The following is a 12,733-nucleotide window of genomic DNA, read 5'->3' as shown; positions in this document are numbered from 1 at the left end:
TGGTAAAGATGAATAACAAAATTCGAGTTTTTTTAGTTGATGACCATGCCGTTGTGCGTGAAGGTCTTTATTTACTTTTAAATGCACAAACGGACATGGTTGTAGTTGGGGAAGCGGCAGAGGGAAATGAAGCATTATTGAAAATTCCGCAGATTAAACCAGATGTCGTGATTATGGATTTAAGCATGCCAAATGGAAGAGATGGGCTGCCAACAACGAGCGAATTAATCCAAAGCTTCCCGGATATAAAAGTTCTCATTCTTTCAATGCATGATGATCAGGATTCACTGTTTCGGGCATTAAAAGTAGGAGCATCTGGGTTTTTGTTGAAATCCTCGCTTGGACAGGAGCTGGTGACAGCTATTCGGCAGGTGTATTCCGGTCAGGCCTACCTTTATCCGGGAGCTCAGAAAAAGGTCATTGAACACGTCTTTCATGACACAGGGGATGAGTACAATGATTCGTTTGATCTTCTTTCAGAGCGTGAAAAAGAAATCTTAAGCCTTGTCGCAAAAGGCTATACAAATAAGGAAACAGGAGAGCTTTTAAATATAAGTCCGAGAACGGTTGAAACACATAAATCAAAAATTATGGAAAAATTACAATTAACGACAAGACGGGACCTCGTGCAGTTTGCCTTAAAAAGAGGTTTGCTTGAGAATTAGGTGTGGATGATGACAAATCAAAAATTAAATTTAAAAGAAATACTTACTATGAAAATGCAATCATTAGTTTCCAAGCTGAATGCAGACTTTTCGGCGCTTGCCTTTTATGATCCTATTAATCTTGAATTTCGGTGGCGTCTTGCTGTCGGATCTCTCAATAATCGCTACACAAGCATCGTTGTAAGAAGTGGAAAAGGTATAGCAGGACGGACACTAAAAACAAAACGAGAATTTATCATCACGAATTTTCCGGAGGAGCTCCAAGATGAGGCCCTTGAGTTTCCAATCTTAATTATCGAAGAACTGAAGTCGGCAGTTGCAGTACCATTACTTTTACAAACGCAAATGGTTGGTGTTCTTCTCCTGGGACAAAGAACTTGTAGACAGTTCAATACTGATGAAGTTGAATGTATAAAAGATGCTGGGGCTGAAATGCTCCTGTCATACATCCAAGAGCGGGAAGCGGAACAATCCAATCAGGAAGAAAAACGTGAAATAAAATCGTCAGCTCTTTACCGTTATTTTGTGGATGAGAAATCAAAAAGAGGAGCAAAGCTAGAAATCATCCTGTTGGACCAAAGAATCACACTCCTATCAGATGAAATCCAACAAAGCTTGATTTCCATCTTTGAATTTCTCTTCGACCGTGCCGCCGGCATGACGGATTATTCAAAAGTCAAGGTCATCATCGAACGAAAATCTGATCAGCAAGTTGCCATCCAATTTGACACCCGAACGAACATGGAGATTTCAACGGATATTTTCTCGTCCCTTGCGAATAAAGTGAGGAAATTAAACGGCAGCATCGAGGTTGCCAGTGACAATGAAAGAACTGTGTTAACGATGAATATTTTTCTGAACCTGTTAGTTGGTGATCAACTATGGGATGAGTCCCATCTATAGAAAGGCCGATTCACATTGCTGAATCGGTCTTTTTTTCATGCTTATATGTTAATGAAATTAGAGTGTTCTAACAAGTTGTGAACAAACGGTTAACACACCATACATAAATCTGTATTTTCCCATACCCAATCTGCGGGATAACCCTTATATAAACAAAAACCGCCACCCCTTAAAATGAAGTCAGAAATAAGAAAGGGTGAAGCGTATGGAAGGTGCAAAACAGTGGATTCCTGAGGATCATAATTCAGGGAAATCCAAGGGAAAAGGTCGAATACAATACTGGAATCCAGAGGATAATACGTACTGGATATCTGAAGGAAAGCGTCATGCTAATCGAAACTTGTGGATATCGGTACCTGCTCTCTTTTTAGCTTTTGTTGTTTGGCAAATTTGGTCAATTGTAGCGGTAAAACTAAATGATGTTGGTTTTGCTTTTACATCAAGTGAACTTTTTACACTCGCAGCATTGCCAGGTTTAGTAGGGGCGACGCTACGAATCTTCTTTACTTTTATGCCAGGGATTATCGGCGGGAAAAACTGGACTGTTATTAGTACAGCATTACTTTTATTACCTGCCATTGGGATTGGGATCGCAGTCCAAAATCCTGAAACCCCCTTTACAACAATGGCTATTTTAGCAGCTTTATGTGGTATTGGCGGAGGCAACTTCTCATCTTCAATGGCGAATATCGCCTACTTCTTTCCTAAAAAATTAAAAGGATCTGCAAATGGTATTAATGCAGGAATTGGAAATCTTGGTGTAAGTGCTGTTCAGTTTTTGACTCCAATCGTGATTGCAACCGGGGCCTTTGCAGGCATTATGGGTGGGTCTCGAGTAGCGAAGGATGGCACAGAAATGTGGATTCAAAATGCAGCGTTTATTTGGGTCATTCCCATTGCAATTGTTACAATTTTAGCATTTTTAGGTATGGATAATCTTCCAAATACAAAGCAATCCGTAAAGGAACAATCGATTATTTTTAAAAACAAGCATACGTGGATTATGTCATGGCTTTATACAATGTGCTTCGGCTCTTTTATCGGATATAGTGCTGCTTTTCCGTTATTAATCAAAGCCGAGTTTCCTGAAGTAAATGCGCTACAATTAGCGTTCCTTGGACCACTTGTTGGTGCTTCAGTAAGACCAGTTGGCGGCTGGATTGCCGATAAGGTAGGCGGTGCCATCGTAACTTTTTGGGATATTATCGTCATGATTGCAGCAACATTTGGTGTGATTTACTTTTTAAATGATCAGAATTTTACCGGCTTCTTACTTATGTTTATTATTCTTTTCTTTACAACAGGAATTGCCAATGGTTCAACATTCCGAATGATTCCCATTATTTTTGAGCCAAAACAAGCATCACCTGTTCTTGGTTTTACAGGTGCGATTGCTGCATATGGAGCCTTTATCATTCCAAAGATTTTCAGCTGGTCCATTTCTGGGACAGGCAGCGCAAATTTAGCACTTTACCTATTTATTGCATATTACGTAATTAGCCTTGTGGTTTGTTGGTATTATTATTCACGCAAAAATGCTGAAGTAAAATGCTAATTTAATAGGGTTATAGTTGGAAGAATAATGGATAGGAGTGAGGACTAAAATGAGCACGTTGAAAGGCTTCTTTAGGAGCGGACATTTACCTACATTGTTTTCATCATTTCTCTATTTTGATATCAGTTTCATGATTTGGGTTATGATTGGTGCGACATCAACCTTTATCGTTCAGGATTTTGGGCTTTCACCAGCGGAAAAAGGGTTGATGGTCGGGATTCCGGTATTAGGCGGATCACTCTTACGGATTCCGATGGGCCTTCTTGCTGACCGCTATGGTGGAAAGCGGATGGGAATCATTGGCATGATTTTGACAATGATTCCACTTTTATGGGGTTGGCAATATGGTAATTCATTAACAGAAGTGCAGGCATTTGGGTTTTTGCTTGGCATCGCTGGAGCTAGCTTCTCTGTAGCTCTACCGCTTGCAAGCCGTTGGTATCCACCGGAGCATCAAGGGTTGGCCATGGGGATTGCCGGTGCGGGTAATAGTGGAACGGTGATGGCAACATTGTTTGCCCCGCGAATTGCGGAAAGTCTTGGTTGGCATGCAGTGTTTGGCTTGGCGTTAATTCCTTTAGTAGTAGCCTTTATTGTTTTCGTCATTTTCGCTAAAGACAGCCCAACTACTGCCAAACCGCAAAAGCTTTCTGAGTACTTAGGAATTGTTAAAGTGAAGGAAACATGGATTTTTAGTTTCTTTTATAGTTTATCATTCGGCGGCTTTGTCGGATTAACGAGCTATTTATCCATTTTCTTTGTTGATCAATACGGAATTAGTAAAGTGTTGGCCGGCGATTTTGTGACGCTTACAGTCTTTGCTGGAAGCTTTGTACGGCCAATTGGTGGCTATATTGCAGACAGATTGGGCGGCATGAATCTCTTACTTAAACTATTTGGCTTGGCAGCGATTGTTCTTGTTTTAGTCGGTTTCCTTCCATCTCTTTATGTGGCACTCGCCTTCTTTATTATTGCCATGCTGATTTTTGGGGTAGCCAATGGAGCATTGTTCCAAGTAATCCCGACAAGATTCCCAAGGGAAGTCGGCTTGTTTACGGGATTTGTTGGAGCTGCTGGCGGTCTTGGAGGCTTCTTTTTACCAAATATTCTTGGCACATTTAAGGGGCTTACCGGATCCTATTCATTCGGATTTTGGTGGATTGGTGCTACTTATCTTGTGGCCCTTATTATGGTTGTTTGGCTGCAAAATGCTTGGAAGAAAAGCGAGGGTGCACAGCCTGCTGCCGATTTAAAGGTTGTTTCAAATTAAGAAACATGGAAAAAGGAGATCTTTATGGGAACAAAGTCTGGAAACATATTTAAAAAACTTCGCTATTTTAAACCAATCGAGACAATGTCAGATGGCTGGAGCCAGCTATCTGCAGGGAATCGCGAATGGGAAAAAGTCTATCGTCAGCGCTGGCAGCACGATAAGGTGGTCAGGACGACTCATGGGGTCAATTGTACGGGCTCTTGCAGCTGGAAGGTGTTTGTAAAGGACGGAATTATCACCTGGGAAAATCAGCAGACAGACTACCCTAGCTGTGGCCCAGACATGCCGGAATTTGAGCCAAGAGGCTGTCCTCGTGGAGCTAGCTTTTCCTGGTATGTCTATAGTCCGCTTCGCGTGAAATATCCGTACGTGCGTGGTGCACTCTTAAAATTGTACCGAGAGGCACTTCAAAATGAAAAGGACCCTGTCAAAGCGTGGGCAAGTATTGTTGAGGATCCTGAGAAAGCAAAGATGTATAAATCTGCTCGAGGAAAAGGTGGTTTTCTTCGCGCTACTCGGGAAGAAGTTAATGAAATCATTTCTGCTTCGCTTATCTATACGATAAAAAAATTTGGACCAGACCGTGTCGCCGGTTTTACGCCAATTCCAGCGATGTCGATGGTTAGTTATGCGGCTGGCGCCCGCTTTTTATCAATGCTTGGTGCACCGATGCTAAGCTTTTACGACTGGTACGCAGATTTGCCACCTGCTTCACCACAAATTTGGGGTGAGCAGACTGATGTTCCGGAAAGCAGTGATTGGTACAATTCAACCTACATTATGATGTGGGGCTCCAACGTGCCAATGACGAGAACGCCTGATGCTCATTTTATGACAGAGGTTCGTTACAAAGGAACAAAGGTTGTAACAGTTAGCCCGGACTATGCGGAAAATGTGAAATTTGCAGATGATTGGCTTGCAGTTAACCCGGGTGAGGACGCAGCACTCGCACAAGCGATGACCCATGTCATTTTGAAGGAATTTTATGTTGATCAAAAAACAGAGTATTTCTATGAATATGCCAAGAAATATACAGATCTTCCATACTTGATTACGTTGAAATCTGATGGTGACAGCTTTGTTTCAGATCGGTTTTTAATGGCAAGCGATTTGGGGATGCCTTGCGCCCAGGCAGAGTGGAAAACGGCTGTGCTAGATAAACAGACGAAGAAAATTGTCATTCCAAACGGCAGCATTGGTCATCGCTGGGGCAATAAAGGCCAGTGGAATCTCATTCAACAGGATGAAAACGGAAATGATTTTGAACCGGAATTAACCGTCCTAGGCCAGGAGGATTCTATTCTCCAAATTAAGCTTCCATATTTTGACCGTACGGGTACAAGTACGATTTCTCGTTCCGTGCCAGTGAAGCAGGTGACAAAAGCATCAGGAGAAAAAATCTTTGTGACAACTGTTTTTGATTTGATGCTTGCCCATTATGGAGTAGGCCGCACTGGTCTTCGTGACGGTGCAACATCCTATGATGATGACAAACCATATACACCAGCATGGCAGGAAAAGTATACAGGGATTGATCGGCAGTTAGTGATTAAAGTGGCAAGAGAATTTGCCCAAAATGCGGTTGATAGCAAAGGGCGTTCGATGATTATTATGGGTGCAGGTATTAACCATTGGTTTAACGGTGATGCCATTTACCGGAGCATCTTAAACCTTGTGTTACTAACAGGTTCGCAAGGAGTCAATGGCGGAGGCTGGGCACATTATGTCGGTCAAGAGAAATGCCGCGTCCCGGAAGGCTGGGGAACAATCGCTTTTGGTCGGGATTGGTCAATGCCGCCACGTTTGCAAAATGCAACGTCCTACTACTATTTTGCAACAGATCAGTGGCGTTATGAGGAAACAAAGCTAAATGAGCTAGCCTCACCGCTTGTAAAAAAAGCAAGGTACGAGCATTCAGGCGATTACAATGTTCTTGCGGCACGCCTAGGTTGGCTTCCTTCCTATCCGCAATTTAATCGAAACTCGCTGGAATTGTTTGAAGAGGCTCGAGAATCTGGGGCGAAAACGCCGGAAGAGTCTATTCAGTATATAGTCAGGGAATTGAAAAAAGGGGAATTGGAGTTTGCGATTGAAGATCCCGATAATCCTGTAAATTTCCCAAGAAATCTTTTTGTGTGGCGGTCTAATTTAATTTCCAGCTCTGGAAAAGGTCATGAGTATTTCTTAAAGCACCTCCTTGGTACGTCAAATGGTTTACTCGGGGAAGAAAATAATCAGATGAAGCCAGAAGAAATTAGATGGCGCGATAAGGCTGGTGAAGGGAAACTAGACCTTCTTGTCAGTGTCGATTTCCGGATGGCAGGTAATGCCATGTATTCAGATATAGTCTTACCTGCGGCAACATGGTATGAAAAACATGATATTAGCAGTACGGATATGCATCCGTTCGTTCATCCGTTCAATCCGGCGATTAATCCGCCATGGGAAGCGCAATCGGATTGGGATACATTTAAAGGAATTGCAAAAGCGTTCTCGAAGCTGGCAGAAAAACATTTACCAGAAGCAGTGAAGGACCTTGTGACCATGCCACTTCAACACGATTCCCAAGATGAAATTGCCCAGCCATTTGGTAAGGTTCTCGACTGGAAAAAAGGAGAAATAGAGCCTGTACCGGGCGTGACGATGCCAAGAATGACGTTCGTTGAACGGGATTATACAAAGCTTTATGAAAAGTTTATTGCCCTCGGTCCTTTAGCCGAAAAGAATCCAGTTGGCGCTCATGGGATTTCTTTTTCGGTTGCTGAAGAGTATAGGCAACTAAAGGATATGAACGGAACGATTAAGGTTGAAGGTATTTCTCAAGGAATGCCAAGTATTGAAAGTGCACGGCAAGCAGCTGAAGCAATGATGACATTATCCAGTGCTACCAATGGAAAAGTGGCAATGAGGGCTTGGGAGGCCGAAGAAGCGAAAACAGGTCTTGCCTTAAAGGATATTGCTGAAGACCAAGCAGCTGTCCATCAAACCTTCCATGATATCACGGTGCAACCGCGAAAGGTCATCCCAACGCCAGTTTTTACAGGGGCAAATAAAGGGGACCGACGATATTCACCATTTACAATCAATATTGAAAGGCTCGTGCCCTTTAGAACTTTGACAGGGCGGCAGCATTTCTATCTTGACCATGAAATCATGACGGAATTTGGAGAAAACTTACCGATTTATAAGCCAACATTGCCGGAAATGGTGTTTGCGGATCGGGACCAAGTGCCAAGCAAGGAGAAAAATGAGATCACGCTGCGCTATTTAACACCGCATGGAAAATGGAATATTCACAGCACATATCAAGATAATTTAATGATGCTCACCCTTTTCCGTGGCGGACCAAATGTTTGGATGAGTGAAAAAGATGCTGAAAAAGCCGGGATAAAAGATAACGACTGGGTTGAGGTGTATAACCGCAATGGTGTTGTTGCAGCAAGGGCTGTTACAAGCCACAAGATGCCGGAGGGCACCCTCTATATGTATCATGCTCAGGATAAGCATATTAACACGCCAGGGACGACAATTACTGGCGAACGTGGTGGAACACATAATAGTCCAACAAAAATCCATGTAAAGCCGACGCAAATCATCGGCGGTTACGCACAGCTTAGCTATGGTTTTAACTACTATGGTCCAATTGGAAACCAACGTGATATTTATGTATCCGTAAGGAAGATGAAGGAGGTACCTTGGCTTGAAGATTAAGGCACAAGTTGCGATGGTAATGAATTTAGATAAATGCATTGGCTGCCACACTTGCAGTGTCACTTGTAAAAATACCTGGACAAACCGTCCAGGTGCAGAATATATGTGGTTTAATAATGTCGAAACAAAGCCAGGGGTCGGTTATCCGATTGAATGGGAAAATCAAGAGAAACATAAAGGCGGCTGGACGTTAAAAAATGGCAAACTGGAGCTCAAGTCCGGCAATAAGTTAAATAAATTGGCGTTGGGGAAAATCTTTCACAACCCAGATTTACCGACAATCGATGAATATTATGAGCCTTGGTCCTATCATTATGAAAAACTAACAAACAGCCCGCAAAAGAAGCACCAGCCGGTGGCAAGGCCAAAGTCATTGTTAACTGGAGAAACAATGGACCTTAAATGGGGTCCAAACTGGGAGGATGACCTGGCTGGTTCCCATGTGACAGGGCAAAATGATCCGAATATGAAAAGTATGCAAGAATCGGTAAAGCTGGAGTTTGAACAAGCATTTATGATGTATTTACCGCGCATTTGTGAACATTGCTTAAATCCGGGCTGTGTGGCTTCCTGTCCATCAGGTGCGATGTATAAGCGCGATGAGGATGGCATAGTTCTAGTTGACCAGGAGCAATGCCGAGGCTGGAGACACTGTATGTCAAGCTGTCCGTATAAGAAGGTTTATTTTAACTGGGAGACACAAAAGGCGGAAAAATGTACATTCTGTTTTCCAAGAATAGAAGCAGGTCTGCCAACGGTTTGCGCGGAGACGTGTACAGGCCGCCTGCGCTACATTGGTATTCTTTTATATGATGCTGACCGTGTCAAGGAAGTCGCTTCTACTCCGGATGAAAAAGATCTATATGAGGAACAATTGGGGTTATTTCTTGACCCGTTTGATCCGGAAATAATAAAGCAGGCAAAGAAAGACGGTATTTCTGATGATTGGTTGGAAGCGGCACAAAAGTCACCGATTTACAAAATGGCTGTCAAATATAAAATAGCACTTCCACTTCACCCGGAATATCGGACATTGCCGATGGTCTGGTATGTGCCGCCGTTAAGTCCGTTTACGTCCATGTTTGAAGGAAAAGGTGCGTACAATACGCTTGAAGAGATGTTTCCGTCTATCAGTCTCATGAGAATACCGTTGCAATACTTAGCAAACCTACTTAGTGCAGGCGATACGGAGGTTATTAAAAATGTCCTGCAAAAAATGATTGTCATGCGTCAATATATGCGGGAAAAGACATTGGGAAAACAGACCAACCTCGACCAGTTGAAACAAATTGGAATGACGGCGGATGTAATTGAAGAAATGTACCGCTTGCTTTCCATTGCAAAGTATGAAGACCGCTTTGTTATTCCAACCGCCCATAAAGAAGAATTTGCAGACCTTTATGATCAACAAGGCTCAACGGGCTATAGCTTTGATTGTAATACATGTAAAGTAGGTGGGTATGATGGAACAAATGACCAATTCCATCTCTTTAAATATTGAAAAAGAAATACGAGAGTCATGTAAGCTGATTTCCTATCTTCTACAGTATCCGGATAAAAGATGGCTGCACTGGAAGGAACTAGTCGAGGAAGCAGAGGCTTTTAATAATCCTTATGTTAGAGCGCCGTTTTTAGCTTTTCTCGAGGAAATTGGCAAGCTCTCTTTAGATGATCTAGAACAGCATTATGTGAATCTATTTGACTTTAATTCAAATTGCGCTCTGTCATTGAGTTATTTAAAAGCTGGTGAACAAAGAGAACGAGGGCAAATTTTAGTAGAGTTGAAGGCAATGTATAAAAGCTATGGCTATGAAATGACAGAGGAAGAGCTTTCTGATTATTTGCCGGTTGTATTAGAGTTTGCGTCAGTGGCTCCTCTGCAAATTTCCGCAAACTTGTTGGGAAGCTTCAATGAATCAATTGAAAAATTAAAAAATGAATTGGAGACGCAAAAAAGCCCTTATGCATCATTACTAGAAGCTTGTCTAGCTAATTTAAAAACGCTCGAAGATTATATTTTACTAGGAGGGGAGGGGAAGGAATGCAACAATTTTTATGGGTGATCTTTCCTTATTTAATGGTGACGATTTTCCTCGTCGGGCATTTTTATCGCTATCATTCAGACCAATTGGCATGGACTGCAAAATCTAGTGAATTTTTAGAGAAAAAAAGTTTAAGATGGGGCAGTATGATGTTTCATGTAGGTATCCTTATGGTTTTTGCCGGTCATGTCGTTGGATTGTTGATTCCGAAGTTTGTCATGGAGAAACTGGGCTTAAGTGAATCTTTGTACCATGCAGGGGCCGTGTACGGAGGGGGAGTAGCTGGGTTAATCACCCTTATTGGAATTCTACTTCTATTAAACCGCCGTGTTACGAACAAGCGGGTTCGGGATACGAGTGATCCCAGCGATTTTGTAACGGTGATAGTGCTAGCACTTATTGTTGTAATTGGTATCTACAATACAGCAATTGGCAATCAACTACATCCACACTTTGATTATCGAGAGACGATAAGTCCGTGGTTTCGGGGTTTGGTAATGTTCACCCCCGACCCATACCTTATGAGTGAAGTGCCGCTTGGCTTTCAACTCCATGTGCTGATTTCCTTTGCTCTCATTGGAATATGGCCGTTTACACGGCTAGTTCACGTGTGGAGTGTGCCGCTAAATTATTTTAAAAGAAGCTATATACTTTACCGAAGAAGAGCTAGTTAGTAGAAGCGAGAATCGAGTCCTCTGAAGGGGGATTCGACCTCGCTTCTTTTTTTGTGAAAATTTTTAGATATATTAATCAATTTAGTCAAATGTCGATAATTTCAAATTGACACTTCTGTAAAAAATGATATATTAAAAGAGTATTACTTTAATGCTAAAAAGCGTTTAATTAAAAAAGAAGATTGATAAAATAGGGTTTTATAAGAAAGATAATATTTCTGAAATTTTAGAAAAAATAATATTTAAAAATAATAAGGTGTGAAAAACATGGAAAAAAATCAGCAGGATTTAAAAAGGGGCTTATTGCCGAGACATGTTCAGTTTATCGCTTTAGCAGGAATGATAGGAACAGGGATTTTTAAAGGAAGCTCTGATACATTAAATATGGCTGGTCCAAGTGTTGTCGTATCCTATATCATCGGTGGTCTATTATTGTTTATCGTAATGGCGGCCCTTGGTGAGATGGCGATTGTTTACCCGAAATTAAATGTGCAACACCTTATTCATAAAGCCTTTGGGTTTCAAACGTCCTTTATTGTGGGCTGGCTTTATTGGATTAACTGGATTATCGTTACGATTGTCGAACTACTTGCAGCAGGCAGCTTTTTAAAATATTGGTTTCCAGATGTACCACTATGGCTCTTAAGTATTATTTGTGGTGCCTTTATTGTTGGCATTAATCTATTTCAAGTAAAGCACTATGGGGAAGTAGAGTTTTGGTTTGCAGGCATTAAAATCATCACACTGATTGCCTTCATTATTTTGGGAGCGCTTATTTTATTTGGCGTTTTCCCTAGTACCTCAACGGCTTCATTCTCGAATATAACCGCAAATGGAGGGTTTTTCCCACATGGTATGAGCGGAATGCTTGGTGCATTTTTAGTCGTAATGTTCTCCTATGGGGGCGCAGAGCTAATCGGTGTAGCCGTTACAGAGACGAAGGATAGCGAGAAAGTAATTCCAAAGATCATTAAAAGTACGGTATGGCGCGTTGTTCTTTTTTACGTCTTACCGATGCTGATTATTTGCGGCATTATTCCATGGAACCAAGTGACTTCTCAGGATAGTCCTTTTGTGCAAGTATTTAGCCTTACCGGATTACCGGGAGCAGCTAATGTTATGAATTTCGTGCTTTTAACAGCGGTTTTATCAGCTGCAAATTCAGGAATTTATGCGACATCAAGAATGATGTATACGATGGCGCAAAACGGGGAAGCTCCTAAACGATTCCTGAAAATAACAACAAAAGGAATTCCACTCAATGGGATCCTTTTGACATCCGTCTTTATTTTAGTTGGTGTATTTTTAGCTTATATGACACCGGATGAGGTTATTAGCTACTTGATGACGATACCAGGCTTTACCGTTTTATTAATTTGGGCTAGTATTTGTTGTGCTCAATTGAAGCTTCGCCCGCAATATGCTAAAAGGCTAACAGGTTTCCGTGTGGCATTGTTTCCGTACACAACTTGGGTTGCGATTCTATCGTTACTTGGGATTTTTATCGCCTTTATTTTTAATAAAGATAATATTATCGGCACAGCAGTATGTTTAATTACATTAGCAGCACTTATTATTCTTTCTTTTGTTAAAAAAAAAGGACGAGCAGATAAGACTGTGACTAGTGAGGATGTAGCGTTGAATGAAAAGCAGGTTATCTAGGGGATAACCTGCTTTTTTACCACCAAAGAAGCCTGTGCTCTGTATGTTGGTGAAAACGAGGGTATATCAACGCCAAAAGGAGCTCGAGTGCAATTTGCTGATGATAACATGGATATATCACCACCAAAAAGAGCCCGAGCAATATTTGCTGGTGATAAAGAGCAATAATCATCATGAAAGGGAGCTCGAGCGAAGTTTGGTGGTGATAAAATGGATTTATCATCACGAAAGGAAGCCCGGGAGCAATT

9 protein-coding genes are annotated in these 12,733 nt (G+C 41.7%); all 9 read left to right on the top strand.

Translation table 11 applies throughout. The annotated features are described in order from the left end of the window. The first annotated feature begins 8 nt into the window (after nt 1-8). The 9 genes from ACNQFZ_RS08390 to ACNQFZ_RS08350 all read left to right on the top strand — a co-directional run bounded on the left by ACNQFZ_RS08390 (nt 9) and on the right by ACNQFZ_RS08350 (nt 12,485). A complete protein-coding gene (locus ACNQFZ_RS08390) occupies nt 9-665 on the top strand; it encodes a response regulator transcription factor (protein WP_458414825.1) in 657 nt (218 codons plus the stop codon). Nucleotides 666-671: 6 nt separating this feature from the next. Then, nucleotides 672-1,568 (top strand): GAF domain-containing protein, encoded by an 897-nt coding sequence (locus ACNQFZ_RS08385; protein ID WP_458414824.1) that lies wholly within the window; start codon nt 672-674, stop codon nt 1,566-1,568. Between the two features lie 205 nt (nt 1,569-1,773). Next, nucleotides 1,774-3,123 (top strand): NarK family nitrate/nitrite MFS transporter, encoded by a 1,350-nt coding sequence (locus tag ACNQFZ_RS08380; protein WP_458414823.1) that lies wholly within the window; start codon nt 1,774-1,776, stop codon nt 3,121-3,123. 49 nt (nt 3,124-3,172) lie between these two features. Next, a complete protein-coding gene (locus ACNQFZ_RS08375; protein WP_458414822.1) occupies nt 3,173-4,393 on the top strand; it encodes a nitrate/nitrite transporter in 1,221 nt (406 codons plus the stop codon). 24 nt (nt 4,394-4,417) lie between these two features. After that, nucleotides 4,418-8,107, top strand: a complete 3,690-nt coding sequence (locus ACNQFZ_RS08370; RefSeq protein WP_458414821.1) for a nitrate reductase subunit alpha — start codon at nt 4,418-4,420, stop codon at nt 8,105-8,107. Continuing rightward, nucleotides 8,097-9,608 carry a nitrate reductase subunit beta gene (gene narH, locus ACNQFZ_RS08365; protein WP_458414820.1) on the top strand — a complete coding sequence of 504 codons (1,512 nt, stop codon included), beginning with the start codon at nt 8,097-8,099 and terminating at the stop codon, nt 9,606-9,608. Before ACNQFZ_RS08370 ends, narH begins: the two co-directional genes overlap by 11 nt. Then, nucleotides 9,568-10,170, top strand: coding sequence for a nitrate reductase molybdenum cofactor assembly chaperone (gene narJ, locus ACNQFZ_RS08360; protein WP_458414819.1), 603 nt, complete (start codon nt 9,568-9,570; stop codon nt 10,168-10,170). The genes narH and narJ overlap by 41 nt, the downstream gene beginning before the upstream one ends. After that, a complete protein-coding gene (gene narI, locus ACNQFZ_RS08355; protein WP_458414818.1) occupies nt 10,149-10,823 on the top strand; it encodes a respiratory nitrate reductase subunit gamma in 675 nt (224 codons plus the stop codon). Before narJ ends, narI begins: the two co-directional genes overlap by 22 nt. 267 nt (nt 10,824-11,090) lie before the next feature. Continuing rightward, nucleotides 11,091-12,485, top strand: a complete 1,395-nt coding sequence (locus tag ACNQFZ_RS08350) for an amino acid permease (RefSeq protein WP_458414817.1) — start codon at nt 11,091-11,093, stop codon at nt 12,483-12,485. Nucleotides 12,486-12,733 lie beyond the last annotated feature (248 nt).

The sequence above is a fragment of the Schinkia acidoalkalinis genome (genome assembly GCF_054301215.1).
Note: the sequence above shows the minus strand (reverse complement) of the source record. Positions and strands in the feature narration are given on the sequence as shown.

Coding starts and splice junctions, on each gene's coding strand:
- ACNQFZ_RS08375 (WP_458414822.1), top strand. CDS start 3,173: ATGAGCACGTTGAAAGGCTTCTTTAGGAGCGGACATTTACCTACATTG.
- ACNQFZ_RS08390 (WP_458414825.1), top strand. CDS start 9: ATGAATAACAAAATTCGAGTTTTTTTAGTTGATGACCATGCCGTTGTG.
- ACNQFZ_RS08385 (WP_458414824.1), top strand. CDS start 672: ATGATGACAAATCAAAAATTAAATTTAAAAGAAATACTTACTATGAAA.
- ACNQFZ_RS08380 (WP_458414823.1), top strand. CDS start 1,774: ATGGAAGGTGCAAAACAGTGGATTCCTGAGGATCATAATTCAGGGAAA.
- narI (WP_458414818.1), top strand. CDS start 10,149: ATGCAACAATTTTTATGGGTGATCTTTCCTTATTTAATGGTGACGATT.
- ACNQFZ_RS08370 (WP_458414821.1), top strand. CDS start 4,418: ATGGGAACAAAGTCTGGAAACATATTTAAAAAACTTCGCTATTTTAAA.
- narJ (WP_458414819.1), top strand. CDS start 9,568: ATGATGGAACAAATGACCAATTCCATCTCTTTAAATATTGAAAAAGAA.
- ACNQFZ_RS08350 (WP_458414817.1), top strand. CDS start 11,091: ATGGAAAAAAATCAGCAGGATTTAAAAAGGGGCTTATTGCCGAGACAT.